At 36.3% G+C, this 16,117-nt stretch carries 21 protein-coding genes; 12 read left to right on the top strand and 9 right to left on the bottom strand.

Annotation, left to right across the window (positions count from 1 at the left end; all coding sequences use genetic code 11):
- Positions 1-41 precede the first annotated feature (41 nt).
- From V4D30_RS06000 to V4D30_RS06050, 11 genes are read left to right on the top strand one after another with little or no spacing between them, the layout of a single operon-like run.
- On the top strand, positions 42-1,079 hold the full coding sequence (locus V4D30_RS06000) for a rod shape-determining protein (protein WP_353683416.1): 1,038 nt from the start codon (positions 42-44) through the stop codon (positions 1,077-1,079).
- The gene (mreC, locus tag V4D30_RS06005; protein ID WP_353683417.1) at positions 1,076-1,840 is read left to right on the top strand and encodes a rod shape-determining protein MreC; all 765 of its coding nucleotides are present in this window, start codon (positions 1,076-1,078) and stop codon (positions 1,838-1,840) included. The genes V4D30_RS06000 and mreC overlap by 4 nt, the downstream gene beginning before the upstream one ends.
- The gene (locus V4D30_RS06010) at positions 1,837-2,322 is read left to right on the top strand and encodes a hypothetical protein (RefSeq protein WP_353683418.1); all 486 of its coding nucleotides are present in this window, start codon (positions 1,837-1,839) and stop codon (positions 2,320-2,322) included. The genes mreC and V4D30_RS06010 overlap by 4 nt, the downstream gene beginning before the upstream one ends.
- A complete protein-coding gene (mrdA, locus tag V4D30_RS06015) occupies positions 2,319-4,070 on the top strand; it encodes a penicillin-binding protein 2 (RefSeq protein WP_353683419.1) in 1,752 nt (583 codons plus the stop codon). The genes V4D30_RS06010 and mrdA overlap by 4 nt, the downstream gene beginning before the upstream one ends.
- Positions 4,057-5,184: a rod shape-determining protein RodA gene (gene rodA / locus V4D30_RS06020; RefSeq protein ID WP_353683420.1), complete on the top strand. Its 1,128-nt coding sequence runs from the start codon at positions 4,057-4,059 to the stop codon at positions 5,182-5,184. Before mrdA ends, rodA begins: the two co-directional genes overlap by 14 nt.
- A 10-nt stretch (positions 5,185-5,194) precedes the next feature.
- Entirely contained in the window at positions 5,195-5,659 is a 465-nt protein-coding gene (gene ribE, locus V4D30_RS06025) for a 6,7-dimethyl-8-ribityllumazine synthase (RefSeq protein ID WP_353683421.1), read from the top strand.
- Between the two features lie 19 nt (positions 5,660-5,678).
- Positions 5,679-6,164 carry a transcription antitermination factor NusB gene (gene nusB / locus V4D30_RS06030; RefSeq protein ID WP_353683422.1) on the top strand — a complete coding sequence of 162 codons (486 nt, stop codon included), beginning with the start codon at positions 5,679-5,681 and terminating at the stop codon, positions 6,162-6,164.
- Positions 6,165-6,194: 30 nt separating this feature from the next.
- The gene (locus tag V4D30_RS06035) at positions 6,195-7,262 is read left to right on the top strand and encodes a 4Fe-4S dicluster domain-containing protein (protein WP_353683423.1); all 1,068 of its coding nucleotides are present in this window, start codon (positions 6,195-6,197) and stop codon (positions 7,260-7,262) included.
- The gene (locus tag V4D30_RS06040; RefSeq protein ID WP_353683424.1) at positions 7,244-8,080 is read left to right on the top strand and encodes an FAD/NAD(P)-binding protein; all 837 of its coding nucleotides are present in this window, start codon (positions 7,244-7,246) and stop codon (positions 8,078-8,080) included. The genes V4D30_RS06035 and V4D30_RS06040 overlap by 19 nt, the downstream gene beginning before the upstream one ends.
- The gene (locus tag V4D30_RS06045) at positions 8,080-8,826 is read left to right on the top strand and encodes a cytochrome B (RefSeq protein WP_353683425.1); all 747 of its coding nucleotides are present in this window, start codon (positions 8,080-8,082) and stop codon (positions 8,824-8,826) included. The genes V4D30_RS06040 and V4D30_RS06045 overlap by 1 nt, the downstream gene beginning before the upstream one ends.
- The gene (locus V4D30_RS06050; protein WP_353683426.1) at positions 8,823-10,142 is read left to right on the top strand and encodes a Ni/Fe hydrogenase subunit alpha; all 1,320 of its coding nucleotides are present in this window, start codon (positions 8,823-8,825) and stop codon (positions 10,140-10,142) included. Before V4D30_RS06045 ends, V4D30_RS06050 begins: the two co-directional genes overlap by 4 nt.
- On the opposite strand, the gene V4D30_RS06055 is transcribed toward V4D30_RS06050, so the two are convergent.
- The 9 genes from V4D30_RS06055 to V4D30_RS06095 are packed head-to-tail and all read right to left on the bottom strand — an operon-like array spanning position 10,135 to position 15,560.
- Entirely contained in the window at positions 10,135-11,088 is a 954-nt protein-coding gene (locus V4D30_RS06055; RefSeq protein ID WP_353683427.1) for an ATP-binding protein, read from the bottom strand. The two genes, V4D30_RS06050 and V4D30_RS06055, sit on opposite strands and share 8 nt — an antisense overlap.
- On the bottom strand, positions 11,085-11,924 hold the full coding sequence (locus V4D30_RS06060) for an ATP-binding protein (protein WP_353683428.1): 840 nt from the start codon (positions 11,922-11,924) through the stop codon (positions 11,085-11,087). The genes V4D30_RS06055 and V4D30_RS06060 overlap by 4 nt, the downstream gene beginning before the upstream one ends.
- Positions 11,918-12,568 (bottom strand): class I SAM-dependent methyltransferase, encoded by a 651-nt coding sequence (locus V4D30_RS06065; protein WP_353683429.1) that lies wholly within the window; start codon positions 12,566-12,568, stop codon positions 11,918-11,920. Before V4D30_RS06065 ends, V4D30_RS06060 begins: the two co-directional genes overlap by 7 nt.
- A complete protein-coding gene (locus V4D30_RS06070) occupies positions 12,561-13,289 on the bottom strand; it encodes an MBL fold metallo-hydrolase (RefSeq protein ID WP_353683430.1) in 729 nt (242 codons plus the stop codon). Before V4D30_RS06070 ends, V4D30_RS06065 begins: the two co-directional genes overlap by 8 nt.
- Positions 13,286-14,128 carry an Mrp/NBP35 family ATP-binding protein gene (locus tag V4D30_RS06075; RefSeq protein WP_353683431.1) on the bottom strand — a complete coding sequence of 281 codons (843 nt, stop codon included), beginning with the start codon at positions 14,126-14,128 and terminating at the stop codon, positions 13,286-13,288. Before V4D30_RS06075 ends, V4D30_RS06070 begins: the two co-directional genes overlap by 4 nt.
- Positions 14,125-14,442 carry a NifB/NifX family molybdenum-iron cluster-binding protein gene (locus V4D30_RS06080; protein ID WP_353683432.1) on the bottom strand — a complete coding sequence of 106 codons (318 nt, stop codon included), beginning with the start codon at positions 14,440-14,442 and terminating at the stop codon, positions 14,125-14,127. The genes V4D30_RS06075 and V4D30_RS06080 overlap by 4 nt, the downstream gene beginning before the upstream one ends.
- Before the next feature lie 14 nt (positions 14,443-14,456).
- A complete protein-coding gene (locus V4D30_RS06085; protein ID WP_353683433.1) occupies positions 14,457-14,816 on the bottom strand; it encodes a NifB/NifX family molybdenum-iron cluster-binding protein in 360 nt (119 codons plus the stop codon).
- Positions 14,817-14,825: 9 nt separating this feature from the next.
- On the bottom strand, positions 14,826-15,203 hold the full coding sequence (locus V4D30_RS06090) for a CGGC domain-containing protein (protein ID WP_353683434.1): 378 nt from the start codon (positions 15,201-15,203) through the stop codon (positions 14,826-14,828).
- Between the two features lie 45 nt (positions 15,204-15,248).
- Positions 15,249-15,560, bottom strand: coding sequence for a DUF5320 domain-containing protein (locus V4D30_RS06095; RefSeq protein ID WP_353683435.1), 312 nt, complete (start codon positions 15,558-15,560; stop codon positions 15,249-15,251).
- Positions 15,561-15,710: 150 nt separating this feature from the next.
- On the opposite strand from V4D30_RS06095, the gene V4D30_RS06100 reads away from it, so the two are divergent.
- The gene (locus tag V4D30_RS06100; RefSeq protein WP_353683436.1) at positions 15,711-16,115 is read left to right on the top strand and encodes a LysR family transcriptional regulator; all 405 of its coding nucleotides are present in this window, start codon (positions 15,711-15,713) and stop codon (positions 16,113-16,115) included.
- Positions 16,116-16,117 lie beyond the last annotated feature (2 nt).

A 16,117-nucleotide genomic window follows, 5' to 3' on the forward strand; every position in this document is an offset into this window, starting at 1 on the left:
ATATTTTAAAATAATTAATTAAATCTATATCAGGGAGGACAATGGTGTTTCTTCAAAAATTAGTGGGAAAATTTTCTAATGATCTGGCAATTGACCTTGGAACAGCAAACACTCTTGTTTATGTAAAAGGTAAAGGTATTGTATGCGACGAACCTTCAGTTGTTGTTGTAAGAAGAGATAATAAAAAAGTTATTGCTGTCGGCACAGAGGCAAAAGAAATGATGGGTAAAACTCCAGCCAATATCAGTGCAATAAAACCTCTTAAAGATGGTGTTATAGCAGATTTTGATGCAACAGGAGAGATGCTTAAGTATTTCATCACAAAAGCTCATAATAGAAAATGTTTTATCTCTCCAAGAATTATTATTGGAGTGCCTTCAGGAATAACTCAGGTTGAACAGAGAGCTGTTAAAGATGCTGCAATTGCTTCAGGTGCCAGGGAAGTTTATCTTATAGAAGAGCCCATGGCTGCAGCAATAGGAGTCGGGCTTCCTGTAGGAGAACCTTCTGGTAATATGATAGTTGACATTGGTGGAGGAACTACAGATGTTGCTGTGATTTCTCTTGATGGAATTGTATGTTCAAAGGCAGTAAAAGTTGGCGGAGATAAAATGGATGAGGCAATAATAGCTTACATTAAAAGAAAATACAACCTGATGATAGGAGAAAGAACTGCTGAACTAATAAAAATAAACATTGGTAGCGCTTATCCTATGAATTCTGACAGAACAATGGAAATTAAGGGAAGAGACTTAATAACAGGAATTCCAAAAGCAATAACAGTCACTGAAGAAGAAATCAGAGAAGCTTTACAGGAACCTGTAACAATCATTCTTGATACAATAAAAGTTACCCTGGAAAATACACCTCCTGAGCTTGCCTCTGATATAGCAGATAAAGGAATAGTTCTAGCAGGTGGAGGAGCTTTATTGAGAGGATTAGATATTCTTATAAGAGAACACACTGGAGTCCCTGTGATAATTCCCGATGACCCTCTTAGAGCAGTTGTTAAAGGATGTGGTGCGATGCTTGACAAGCTTGACCTTCTCAGAAGAGTCTCTCTTAATGTTAATTTATGATAAAAAAAATCACTGTTTTAATTGTAACTGTTATATGTTTGGTTTCTTTTTTTATCATAAGTTACCAATCCAGGGGAATTATAAGCTTTAATAAGTTTGATCTTTCACCTTTAGTATTACCTGGAGAATATTTAAAAAACTTTTTTTCTGAATTTTTCTATTTTAAAGAAGAAAACAGAAAATTAAAAGCACAGCTATATCAAATGATTTTAGAACAAAAATCGTCTTATGAACTTATAGAAGAAAATAAAAGATTAAAGGAACTTTTAAACTTAAAGGAAAAAAAGAAAGAAGTTGTAACAATAGCAAAGGTAATTCGTACTGGATCAAATAAGTTTCTGAAGACTCTGTGGATAGATAAAGGAAGTGCCCAGGGGATAAAAACGGGAATGCCAGCAATAACACTTAATGGATTAGCAGGAAAAGTTATCTCTACATCTTCAAACTTCTCAGAAATACTTCTATTGACTGATCCTAATTTTTCTGTTGCTGTAAGAGTTGAAAGAACACGCACAGAAGGTATAGTAAGTGGGACAGGAACAAACTTTTGTATTCTCAAATATATTCCCTTAGAAGAAGATATAATGGTTGGAGACAGATTAATTACCTCTGGAACAGATGGTATTTTTCCTGAAGGAATTAAAGTGGGAGTTGTAAAAAAAATAGAAAGAAAAAAAGGATTCTTTCAGAGTATAGAAGTTATTCCATATCAATTAGATTCAAAAATTGAAGAAGTCGCAATAATTAAAAGCCTGATATGAAACATGTAATTAAATGGGGCATATTCATATTTTTCACTTTTTTTATTGAACAGATTTTTACAATTGACAGTATAAGTTTTGATTTCTCTTTTTTACTAATTTATCTCTTTGTTATACATTACTTTTTCCCTGAAATAGAACAAAAAAAAATCGCACCTTCAGAAACCTTACCTGTTTTATTTTTTGTAACAGTTGGGGTGGTAGAAGACTTTTTTCAAGGAATAATCGGTCCTGCAATCATATCTAAAACAATTACAGGTGTTATGTTAATAATCCTGGTCAGGCAGCTCTTTTTTCACTGGACAGAATTTTTCAAAGCTCTGGTTATATTTATTTTCACCATAATGGATGAGATTATTTACAGTTTAATTATGGTATATTTTTTTAATTTTAGTTTGAGTACGCAACTTTTTAAAATCTTTTTCATAAGGGGACTTATTAATATTCCTTTTGGCTTGATTTTAAGCTGGAGAAAACCATGAAAAAAAAAGACCAAATATTTGCAGGTATAATTTTTTTAATATTCATTATAATTCTACTAAGACTCTGGCAACTTCAGATACTTAACACAGAGAAATATAAAAAACTTGCTGAACAAAACAGAATCAGAATAATAAAAATTCCTGCTCCACGGGGAATTATTTATGATAGAAATGGGATTCCTCTTGTTGAAAATATTCCTTCTTTTGCTGCTTTGATTTCTCCTGAATATGCAGATAAAGTGGATATAAATTTATTATCAAAGATTTTAAACATTCCTCCAGATGAGCTACAAAACAGGCTTAAAACAAAGATTGAAAGTATTTATATGCCTATAAAAATAAAAGATGACCTCACATTTAAAGAAATTGCCATGCTTGAAGCAAGACGTTCAGAAATCCCGGGATTGATAATACAAACAGAGTTAAAAAGACATTATCCCTTTGGCCCTGCCACAGCTCATTTACTGGGATATCTCGGTAAAATCACGGAACAACAAATAAAAAATAATCCGCAATATCAGAGTTTGCCATCTTATTTTCTGGTCGGACAGACAGGACTGGAAAAATTATTTGATGAAAGACTTATGGGTATTCCTGGAGAAAAAATTGTAGAAGTGGATGCTCTTGGCAGAGAACTAAGACTAATAAAGGAGTCACCACCTGTAAAAGGCGAAGATATTTATTTAACAATTGATGCTCTACTGCAGGAGGCAGCTTACAAATCTTTTGATACTCTAACAGGAGCTTTTGTTGCAATAAAACCTGATACTGGAGAACTATTAGCTTTATTAAGCTCTCCATCCTTTGATCCAAATAAATTTGTAGAAGGTGTTACAGAAGCCTACTGGAATGAATTAATAAGTAATCCAAAAAATCCTTTACTTAATAGAGCAGTTCAGGGTTTGTATGCACCAGGCTCAACATTCAAGATCATCACTGCACTGGCTGGGCTTGAGGAAGGAGTCATAACTCCAGATAAAGTCCTCGTAAACTGTAATGGTGGTATAAGTGTTGGACAATGGACATTTGGTTGCTGGAAAAAAGAAGGACACGGACCTGTTAATCTTAGAAAAGCTCTCGTTGAGTCCTGCGATGTTTATTTTTATGAACTTGGTAGAATTCTTGGAATCAAAAAAATACATAAATACGCTACTTTGTTGGGATTGGGTAGTTCTACAGGATTTAATTCAGATGAAAAATCAGGGTTAGTTCCTGATGATGAATGGAAAAAAAAAGTAAAGAAATCTTCCTGGTTTTTAGGTGATACCTTTAACACCGCCATTGGACAGGGATTTCTGAAAGTCACACCATTACAGATGGCTCGCGTTATGGCTATAGTAGTAAATGGAGGACTCAAGGTTACTCCTTACATAATCAGAGGTGATGAGCCCAGAAAAGAAAATCTAAATCTTAATCCTAAAAATCTTGATATAATTAAAGAAGCATTATCAGGAGTGGTAAATGAACCATCAGGAACAGCTTCAGGTGCTCGTTCTTATATTATAAAGTTTGGCGGCAAGACAGGAACAGTGCAGGTAATTAGCAAAAAATTGAAAGAGAAAGTATCATATAAAAATATTGAACATCATGCGTGGTTTATTGGATTTGCTCCAGTGGAAAATCCTGAGATGGCTTTCTCTGTAATTGTTGAACATGGAGGAAGCGGAGGAGCAGTAGCAGCACCTGTGGCAAGAAATATTCTTGAAGGATATATTCTTAAAAAGAGGCAACTGAATGTTAAAAATTGATAGAAGACTGATTAGCTATTTTGACTGGATTACTTTTGCTGTAGTTCTTTTCATATGTATCCTCGGGATACTAACAATTTACAGTGCCACAAGACCACCCCTTGATGAGGGAGAACAACCTCCTTTTTATGTTAAACAATTGATATGGCTTGCAATAGCTATATCAACTTTGATTGCTTTTGTAACTTTTGACTATATTAAGCTAAAAAATTTCTGGCTAATCTTTTACATAATAGGAATTTTACTTCTTATTATTGTTCTTTTTACAGGTAAAACAGCAATGGGTGCAAAAAGGTGGATAAATTTTGGATTTTTTTCATTTCAGCCCTCAGAAATATTTAAAATAATTTTTATCATAAGTATTTCAGCCTTTCTGGAAGACAAACAGTCTCCTCTATCAATAAAGGATACCCTGAAGACATTACTCATTTTTGGAGTAATACCATTTTTGCTTATTATTAAACAGCCTGACCTTGGAACAGCAGTGTTGCTTTTTATAATTACATTTATAATGATTATTTATAAAGGGCTTCCTGTAAGATTGTTAATACTGCTTCTTTCCTTATTGATTATTTCCATATTCTTTTTATGGGAGATTCTGTGGGAAGGACTGAAGGAATATCAGAAAAATAGATTAATTGCTTTTATTGATCCGAGCATAGATCCGAAAGGAATTGGTTACAATATCATGCAATCAGTAATAACTGTAGGTTCTGGTGGGCTTTTTGGCAAAGGCTTTCTTGAAGGCACACAGGGACCTTTAAAATTTCTTCCGGAAAGACATACTGACTTTATTTTCCCCATTTTTGCAGAAGAATGGGGATTTATAGGCTGTTTTATGCTTTTAGCACTCTATTTTACACTTTTTATCCGATGCTGGAAAGTCTCTATAGTTGCCAAAGACAGCTTTGGAAAACTTCTTTCAATAGGTTTTACTTCAATTTTTGTCTTATACTTTTTTATAAATGTTGGCATGACTCTTGGAATCATGCCAGTAGTAGGAATTCCCTTACCATTTATGAGTTATGGAGGGACAACTCTTGTTGCTAATTTTGTAGGAATTGCTTTAGTAATAAATGTTAGAATGAGAAGATTTGAATTATTCTATCCATAGGAGGTCAGTCATGAAAATCATTGAAGGAAAACTTGATGCTCAGGGACTAAAATTTGGAATTGTTGTAAGCAGATTCAATGAATTTATTACTTCGCGCCTTCTTGAAGGTGCTATTGATGCTCTGATAAGGCACGGAGCATACGACACAGACATTGAGATTGTGAAAGTTCCTGGTTCATTTGAAATTCCATTAATTGCAAAAAAATTAGCTCAATCAGGCAAGTTCCATGCAATTATCTGTCTTGGCAGTTTAATTAGAGGTGCGACTCCTCACTTTGACTACATCGCTGCCGAAGTCTCAAAGGGAATTGCCCTTATCGGATTAGAAACAGGCATACCCGTTTCATTTGGAATAATTACAGCAGATACCATTGAACAGGCAATAGAAAGGGCTGGTTCGAAATCAGGAAACAAAGGCTGGGATGCAGCCATGGTAGCCATTGAAATGGCAAGAGTTATGGAAGAGTTGAAATAGCCTTAGAAATCGGGTAAAAATGAAGAGAAGAAAAGCAAGGGAATATGTTTTACAATTTCTTTATGCCTGTGAAATGAATGAAAATACAAGAAAAATGTGTGATTACAATCTATTGCAGGAAGAAATTGAAAAATTCTGGGAAAGAAATAATGAGGAGCAGGATCATGATATAAAAACATTTGCGAATCAATTGATAGAAGGAACGATTGCAAATATTGATGTTATTGATAAAACAATTCAAAAATACACTGAAAAATGGCATTTAGAAAGAATTATCCCGATTGATAAAAATATTTTAAGATTTTCAATTTATGAAATATTATTTCGTCATGATATTCCCTATCAGGTCACAATAAATGAAGCAGTGGAGATTGCAAAAAAATTTTCTACAAAAGAAAGTGCTGCCTTTATTAATGGAATTCTTGATAGAGTAGCAAAAAAAGAACTTTCTCGTTCTGAATCTGCTTATAACCCTATTGACAAAATTAATTTTGAAAAACTATAATTGACTACTTTTGTTTTTTTTGGGCAGAAAGTGAAAGTTGAACAATATAAAATACTTGAAAAATCAAAAATTAATGATTTTATAAACTCTTTAATTTCTTTTTCCAAAGTAGCTGCTCCTGTCTACAAAGGCTATAACAACTATGCATTTCAGGAAATAAAATCCGCTGATGAAGTAAGTCTGAAATATATCCCAACAATAATTCCACCGAAGAAATACTTTATGCCGCAGAAAGAAACTTTGCTAAAGTTTGATGTAAATGAGGACTTAAAAATTGAACCTGTTGTTGAATATGAAAATTTAGTCCTTTTTGGTGTCCATACCTGTGACATAGCTGGAATAAAATGCCTGAATATGGTTCTTTCAGACAAACCAAAGGATACTGGCTATTTAATAAGAAAAAAACATATAACAATAATCGGGCTTGAGTGTAATGACTACTGCGATGAGTATGCAAGTTGCTCATTTGTAGGTGCTCATATTCCAACAACAGGATATGACTTGATGTTTACAGAACTCAGTGATTACTTTATCGTTCATATTCATTCATCAAAGGGCTCTGATATTATTGAAAAAACTGGGTTATTTAAACCTGCTGAAACAGTTCACATTGAAGAACTCAAAGCATTGCGAAATAATAAACTGAAAATATTTAATAACGAAGTTCCAACAGAAAGAAGATATCTTCCAGACCTTTTTGACCGTTCCTTTAATGCATCTGTATGGAAAGAGCTTGAAACTAAGTGTCTTAGTTGCGGTAACTGCACAGCAGTCTGTCCCACATGTTACTGTTTTGATATAAAAGAAGAAGTGGATTTAACTCTTAAGGCAGGTGAAAGATACAGAGTGTGGTTTTCCTGTCAGCTTGATCCCTTTGCAAAGGTAGCTGGTGGAATAGATTTCCGAAGAGAGCGATCAGCAAGGCAGAGACATAGATTTTACAGAAAGTTTAGATATCACATAGACAGGTATGGTATGATTTTCTGTACAGGCTGTGGAAGATGCTCCAGAACATGCATGGCAAAAATTAATCTTAAAGAAGTTTTGACATCTCTCATAAAGGAGTCAGAGGCAAAAATATGGCGCAAGTGGTTATAAAGGATTCACCCTATAATCTAAAAAAAGCAAGAATTCTTGATATAAAATCTCTAACAGAAAAGGAAAAGCTTTTCAAAATAGCTTTTGAAAATAGCAGTTGGCTTGATTTTGAACCAGGCCAGTTCATAATGGTTTCACTTATGGGTATTGGTGAAATCCCGGTTTCTATATGTTCCTCTCCTTTAAACAGGCACTATTTTGAAATATGCGTAAGAGCAGTTGGAAAAGTTACAAACTCTCTTCATAAACTAAATGCTGGAGACATTATCGGAGTTAGAGGTCCTTATGGGAATGGATTTCCAATTAAAATGATTGAAGGACATGATTTGTTAATAATTGCAGGAGGATTGGGTCTTGCACCTCTTAGGTCATTGATACTCTATGCTATTGATAACAGAAGAGATTTTGGTGAAATACACATACTTTTTGGATGCAAAACCCCTGGAGAGCTTCTTTTTGCCGATGAAATTGAAGAGTGGAGTAAAAGACTTGATATACACTTTGCCTGCACAGTTGACAGAGCAGACCCTGACTGGAAGGGAAATGTGGGATTGATTACCTCTCTAATTCCTGGAGTTGATATAGACCCTGCGAGGACCTATGCTGCTGTAGTAGGACCTCCTGTTATGTATAAGTTCGTGATAAAAGAGCTTCTTGCAAAGGGATTGCCTGTGGACCAGATTCTTCTTAGCTTTGAAAGACACATGAAATGCGGGATGGGTAAATGTGGAAGATGTCAGATTCAAAATCTTTATTGCTGTAAAGATGGTCCTGTTTTCACATTTAAAGAAATAATGGATATGGCAGAGGCACTGTGATGAGTAAACCAAAGGTTGCATTTTTTGATTTTGCCTGCTGTGAAGGATGCCAGCTTCAAGTGGCAAACATTGGTGAGCCACTGATTGATGTTCTTGATATTGTTCAGGTTGTTGAATTCAGAGAGGTAATGTCTGAAAAGTGGGATGGAGAGTTTGATGTAGCCTTTGTTGAAGGAAGTATTACAGATGAGCATGCTGTGGAGAGAGTTAAAAAAATAAGAGAAAGAAGCAAAATCCTTGTTGCTCTTGGCTCCTGTGCCACAATTGGTGGTGTTAATGGAATGAAAAACTCCTTTCAGCTTGAAGAAGTGGGCAAATATGTTTATGGAGAATCATATAAATTTTTCCCGACAATTCATACAAAAGCAGTGCATCAGGTTGTGAAGGTGGATTATTTTGTAAATGGCTGTCCCATATATCAGTCTGAATTTCTTACTGTTCTTAAATGCATACTTCAGGGAATACCCTATTATGTGCCAGAGTATCCTGTTTGCGTTGAATGCAAACTAAATGAAAATGTCTGCATGTATGACAGAGGACTTACATGCATGGGACCTGTTACAAAGGCAGGATGTAATTCATGGTGCATTAATAATGGAAACATCTGCTATGGTTGTAGAGGTCTCACAATCAATCCCAATACTGAGGGATTTAAGGAAGTTCTTAAAAAATATAACATTCCTGAAGACTTTTTAATGAAAAAAATAGAGATGTATAACAAGTGTAAGGAGCTTGATAGGTCGTGAGTAAAAACATCAGCATTAATGTTAATTATCTAACAAGAGTTGAAGGGCACGGCAATATTGTGGTGGAAGTTAAAGATGGAAAGCTTGAAGTTTGCAGACTTGAAATTGTTGAGTCTCCACGATTTTTTGAAGCATTCCTGAGAGGCCGTTCCATTTATGAAGCCCCTCATATAACCTGTAGAATCTGTGGAATCTGTTCATGTGGACATACTCTTGCATCAATTCAGGCAGCTGAGGACGCATTGGAAATAAAGCCAACTGAGCAGACAACTCTTTTAAGAAAGCTTCTACTTCACTATGAACAGCTTGACAGCCACATTCTTCATATATATCTTCTCGTTGCACCAGACCTTGTTGGCGTTCCAAGCTTTGTTCCTCTTATAAAATCTAACCCTGATGTTGTGAGACGTGCACTTAGAATGAAAAGGCTCTGCAATGAGCTTTGTGATATACTTGTTGGAAGGCATGTTCATCCAATCAGTGCAGTTATCGGTGGATTTACAAAACTTCCAAATCTAAGTGATCTTGAAGAGATGCATAAAAGGCTTCTGGAGCTAAAGCACGATGTGGAGGTTACTGTTGAACTTTTCAGTAAACTCACTTTCCCTGAGTTTGAAAGAGATACAGAGTATTTAGCACTGGTTAACGATGAAGATGAGTATCCACTGCTTTACGGAGATATTGGTTCAACAGATGGATACAGAGTAAGCAAATATGAATATAAAAATGTTGTCAATGAATTCGTTGTTCCCTACGCCTCTGCTAAAAGAACAAAGTGGCACAGAGACTCATATGCTGTGGGCGCACTTGCAAGATTTAATCTCAATCATGAAAAACTTCATCCAAAAGCAAAACAAGCAGCCAATGTTCTGAATCTCAAACCAAAATGCATAAATCCATATTTTAATACCGTTGCTCAGATTGTCGAGTGTGTTCATTGCGTTGAAGACGCCATAAGAATTGTGGAACTTCTCTGGCAAAGAGGAATAAACTACGATGAGATAGTTATTCCTGATATAAATGAACTGGGTAAACTTCCCCAGCGTGCTGGAGAGGGAGTTGGTGCAGTTGAAGTTCCCCGTGGCTTGTTGATTCATCATTATGAGTGCGATGAAAGAGGAATTCTGAGAAATGCAAACTGTGTAATTCCAACAAACCAGAATACCCACAACATAGAGCTTGATATGTTAAAGCTCGTTCCAGAGATTATAACTCAGTCTCAGGAAGAGATAACCCTTGCCCTTGAAATGCTTGTAAGAGCCTATGACCCTTGTATATCTTGCTCAGTTCACATGGTTAAGATTAATTTTAAGTAATTTTACCTATCAGTTCCTCAATTTCCTTCGTTAAACTGTTTTTTGTAAACTCTAAAAAAGGCTTGCCTGCTTTCACTGAAGCTAAAATATCTTCTGAGAATGGAATTTTCCCACAAACTTCAATTCCTGAACTCTCAACCGCCTTTACAATCTGTGAGCTCATCTCCGTATTCAGGTCATGCTTGTTTATCACAACTTTTACAGGTATATTGAAATGTTTTGAAAGCTCAATAACCCTCATGAGGTCATGCATTCCTGAAAGGGTTGGCTCTGTTACTGCAACAACAAGGTCAACACCTGTCATGGAAGCCATAACAGGGCATCCAACCCCTGGAGGTCCATCAATCACTACATATTCACAGCCCTTTTCCTGAGCAGTCTCCTTTGCAAGCTCTCTCAGCTTTGTAACAAGCTTTCCTGAGTTTTCTTGTGCAATGCCAAGCCTTGCATGAATCAGTGTTCCATATCTGGTTTCAGAGATAAAATACTGCCCTGAAATTCTGTCATTGAGAGTTATGGCTTCCTCAGGACATACATAGCTACATATTGTACAGCCTTCACAGGACAGTTCATCAACCTGAAAAACTGAGGAGGAGATTCTTCGCTGACGCTCGGAATGACAAAGTATGGGCAGGCTCGGAATGACAGAACGGGAATGTTTTAAAGTTTCTATTTGAAATGATTGAAAAATTTCATTTATAGCATTAAATTTGCAAACTTCTTTACATGCTCCACATTGAATGCATTTAGCCTCATCTATTGATGCAATCTTGCCTCCTGTAAAATCGTGTGTTTCTTTTATCTCTGGATGTAAAAGCAGATGAAGGTTTGCAGCATCAACATCGCAGTCAACAAGAACCTTATTATTTAATGCGGTGGCAAGACATCCTGTAAAAAATGTCTTCCCTGTTCCGCCTTTTCCACTTATTATCAAAATCTGTTTCATATGATTTCCCTTATCTCTTTATAAATCTTCTGAAAAATCTCTTTATATTCAGGCATTGCTTTTACAAGGGGAATGCCTTTTGAATAAGCTTCTGCTATTTTCCTGTGAAATGGAATTTTCAGGAAAACAGGGATTTTATTTTTTCTGCAAAACCCCTCTATGAGCCAATCATCTCCACTTTTGTTTATAATAACGCCTGATTTAATCTTTAAAGCTTGGGTTACCTCATAGGCAAGCTCAAGATCATGAAGTCCAAAAGGAGTTGGCTCTGTAACAAGAATGCAAAAATCAGAGTCTTTAATCGCAGCCACAGCAGGGCATGATGTTCCCGGAGGTGCATCAACTATTGTAATTTTATCCTTTTTTGCGTAAGCCTTTGCTTTTTCAATAACCTTTGGAGCAAGCACTTCTGAAATATTAAGCCTTCCCTCAATGAATTCAAGGCTATCAAAACTACCGATTTTTATCATTCCAATGCCTCTATGAGCAGGCTTCATTGCTTTTTCAGGACATAGCAAAATACATCCCTCACATCCATGACATAGATGGGGAAATAAAATAACATCGCCTGAGCTGTCAAGTTTAATCACACTTAAAGCATTGTAAGCACAGACCTTGCTACAGTAACCACAAAGATTACATTTTTCTTTATCAACCTCAGGAACAACAGAGGTTACCTCAATCTCTTGTTTTATTTCAGGATTTAAAAAAAGATGAACATTTGGCTCTTCCACATCACAGTCAATTATCTGAGAGTTTTCAATGCTTAATGCCAAAGATACAGCAACTGTTGTCTTTCCTGTTCCACCTTTTCCACTTGCCACTGAGATTACCATTTTTTTATCTCCATGCACACAAAACCAGGCAATTCTTTAAAATTTTTTTCAATTTCCTCAGGTTCTTCAGGCTCAGGACTCTGAAATGAAATATTTTTCAGTGTTCCAAAGACTTTTTCAGTTTTTAAACCGCATTGAGAGAGTATTTTCTGAAACTCAGTGAAATGATAAAATTTTGCAAATCTGTAAAAGGGATGCCCCTGTTTTTTCTTTTCTTCATATAGCTTTCCAAGATAGGAATCAAGAAAGATATCTCCAACAATTATGCTGCCATTGTCCTTCAAGACCCTTTTTGCTTCATTCAGTGCAAGGGAAATATCATCAACAAAAGGAAGAGTTACAATAAACACTACACAGGAAAAGGTCTTATCCCTGAAAGGCAAAACCTCTGCCTTTGCTCTTACTACTGGAACTCCTCTTAGTTTTGCCATTTTAAGTGGAGAGAATGCTTTATCAACTCCTGTAACATTTTTGGCTAAAACAGCAAATCTTCCTGTTCCAGTGCCTACTTCAAGAATCCTATCTTCACAGCTGCAAAGAAGCTTTTTAATACATTTTGCTTCGTTTTCATATATAATCTTTCCCTTTTCTGAGTCATACCACTCATCATATTCAGTAAAATAAGATTCAAAAGGATCAGACATAATCACAGGAGCCTCCAATGTAAATATGGCTTCCCGCACCTGCTTCTATAAAACTTTTACCAAATGCTTGTTTAAACATCGCTCTTGCAAGGTCTCCTGTGCAGTGTGAAGGAGCAATGTATTTTACTCCTTCATTTTTCAGAAACTCTATCAGATGAGCTATTTCATTCTCCTTTTTATCTTTAAGATGTAGCCCTCCTACAACGGCAAATATTTTATCGTTTGCTATTTTATGAGCTTTATCTATGATTTCTTTTATTCCCGGATGAGCACAGCCTGTTACAACTACCAGACCTCCGCCTGTATCCATAATAAGAGAGATTTCTTTTATTTGCTCACCAAGTTCACCTGTAAGATAAACTCCATTCATTATCTCAAGAGGCTCAGAGTCTACCTGATGAATTCTTGATGAAGGGAGAAAGTTTTTTATTTCCTCATACTGGGATGCACCGACATAGATTTCAGCTTTGTTGTTAATTGCTGCAATCTCTTTTAAGCCACCTGAATGATCCTTATGAGAATGAGATATAACAACTCTTAAAATCCTGTCTGGTTTTATCTCAGCTTTCTTGAGATTTCTGAGTAGTTTCCCTCCATCTGCTCCTGTATCAAAAAGAATTCCACCATAGCCTTTTTTTACAAAGCAGCTATATCCCCAGCCTGTTTCAAAGCCTTCCTCTGCAGGATAGTTGTCAAAAAGAACAGTCAGGTCAATAATCATAGTTTTAAGGTTTCCGTAATTTTGTTGATTATATTTGAGAAAGCTTCTGCTGGTTTGCTATTGGGATAATAAATCATTACAGGTTTTCCATCATCTCCAGCCTGAACAATTGCTGGATCAATGGGAATTCTGCCGAGGAAGGGAACCTTATATTCCTGTGCAAGCCTTTCTGCTCCACCTGTTTTAAATATTTCAACAGTATTTCCACAGTGGGGACATACAAAGCCGCTCATATTTTCAACTATTCCAAGCACAGGGATTGAGCCTTCAATACAAAATTTAATACTTCTGCGAACATCAGCTAAAGCAACATCCTGTGGCGTAGCAACTATCACTGCTCCATCAACCTTATCAAGAAGCTGAACAATTGATATTATTTCATCTCCTGTTCCGGGAGGAGAGTCAACAACTAAATAATCAAGATCTCCCCAGCGAACATCACTCAAGAATTGCTCAATCATCCTATGTTTCAAAGGTCCACGCCATACAACAGGAGTGTCCCTTTCTTCAAGAAAAAAGCCAATTGAAATCACCTGAAGATTATCATACATTTTTATGGGGAAAAGCCCCATATCAGTTATCAGTGGAGGAAATCCCTGCAATCCAAGCATGTTTGGAATATTCGGTCCATGAATGTCAATGTCAAGGAGTCCAACATGATATCCCTTTTGAGATAATCCTACCGCAAGATTTGTTGAAACCGTGCTTTTACCAACTCCACCTTTACCTGATAAAACAAGAATTTTTTTCTTGATTGCTGAAACAGTTGCTTTTAAAGCGATTTCTTTTTTAATCGCCTGTCTCTCATCGCACTGGCAGCTTTCCTTTTTCTCTGTCATCTGACCTCCTCCTGAAGTTTATTTATTACATCTATTATTTTACCATGAGCTTCAAAAACTTTTATTCCTGCTGCTTTTATAACCCGCTCTGCACCAGGTCCAATTTTCCCGGTTATTAGAGTCTTCACGCCTTTTGACGCTACAAACTGTCCTGCCTGTGTGCCTGCTCCCTGCTGAGCATCTCTCCAAGGATTCTCAACTGCTTCATACTGCATTGTATCTGTATCAAAAAAAATAAAATACTTACAACGGCCAAATCTTGGGTCAATCTCTGAGTTTAAATCATTACCCTGCGATGTAATGCATATTTTCACGATTTTTTCCTCCTTTAATGTTCACAGTGTCCATGACCATGTTCACAAAGGCTTTCTCCTCCACTCAGTGTGCCGCTCAGAAATTGAGCAATAACATCCTCCACTTTCCCTGTAACTCCAACAATTACCTTTATTCCAGAGGACTGAAGATTCATTACAGCATTTGGGCCCATTCCACCTGATATAACACAATCAACATTCTGATTTCTCAAAAACATTGGAACAGCACCTGGCTGGTGGGCTTTATAACCTGGATTTTCAATCAAATTTTTACTGATAACCTTTCCATCTTCAATATCTACTATTGTGAAGCCAGGGCATCTACCAAAATGTTGAGCTACATATCCATCTTCTGTTGCTATTGCTAATCTCATTTTAACCTCCTATTTACCAAAAATTGTTGGTGGTGCATATTTATGTGTTCCTTCAATTACTTCTACACCCGCCTTTTCTTTTATAGCTGATATGATATCTTCTTTTCTCGGACAAAACTTCATAATACATGTTCCGATATGTAAAACATCAACATTTTCACCAAGAGCTGTAAGTTGTAACTTTAAAAGAAGAAGGCTACATATTGCTCTTGTTTTATTGCCTTCACAGCCACCGCAATCCATAATTCCAACAATAGCAGCGTCCTCATTTTTATAACGCTCAAACTCTCCTTCTTTACGCATAAAAGCAACGAGACATTTTGCATCACCAGGACATAAATTTTTCTCCCCAATCATTGCACATTTAAGTATAGCTAACTTTTTCATATAAAAACCTCCAAAAAATTTTTAACCGGAGGCAAAACCTCCGGTTTACTTTGTTTCACCTTTTTCAAGCTCACTCAGACGCTTCTGAACTGCTTCAAGATTTTTTCTAAGTATTTCTGCTTCTTCTCTGAGTAAATCCACCTCTTCTCTTGAAGAAATTCCGAAAAAAGGTGCTCTCCAGAACCATCTAAATCTCCTTGCCAAACCTCCAAAGCATCTCCATCCTCTGCCTCTTCCAAAGCCTCTACCTGGTGCAGGATTCATATATCCTGGAGTTGCAAATCCACCACAAAATCCCAAGCCTCTGCCTGTTCTTGGACCTGCTCCAAGAGGTCCTGTTCTGTCACCCCATGGCATAGTTATCACCTCCTCAGATTTATTTCTGATTTTATATTAATGAAAATCATTCTCATTTGTCAAGAAAAAATTTCATAAAATTTTATCAATTTCTATTACAAGCTCAGAAACTTTCTTGACATCGCGTTATATTTTATTGTATATTTCCATGTGAAAAAAAGAGGGAGAAAAAAATTAAAAGATCTACATCAGTTTTGTATTACTGGCAGTGGAAAACAGGGAGACTATGAGCTTAAAGGTAAAATCTGGATTGAAGGAAAAGAGGGAACTTTTCTTGGCTATGGAAGAATTGCACTGCTTGAGAAAATCAAGCAGTATGGCTCAATTTCAAAGGCAGCTAAAGCCCTTAACATGTCATACAGACAGGCATGGAGGCTTATAAATTCTATGAACAGGCAGGCAGGAACGCCTTTTGTGGAGACACAGGTTGGTGGTCAAAGCGGTGGCGGAACAAAGATTACAGAGGCTGCTGAAAAAGCAATTGAGCAGTTCTTGAGAATTCAGGAAGATTTTAAAAAATTTCTTGAAGAAGGTATTAAAAATTTCAGAATTTAATT

Origin of the sequence: Thermodesulfovibrio sp. 3907-1M, assembly GCF_040450955.1 — a bacterium.
Classification (GTDB): Bacteria; Nitrospirota; Thermodesulfovibrionia; order Thermodesulfovibrionales; family Thermodesulfovibrionaceae; genus Thermodesulfovibrio; species Thermodesulfovibrio autotrophicus.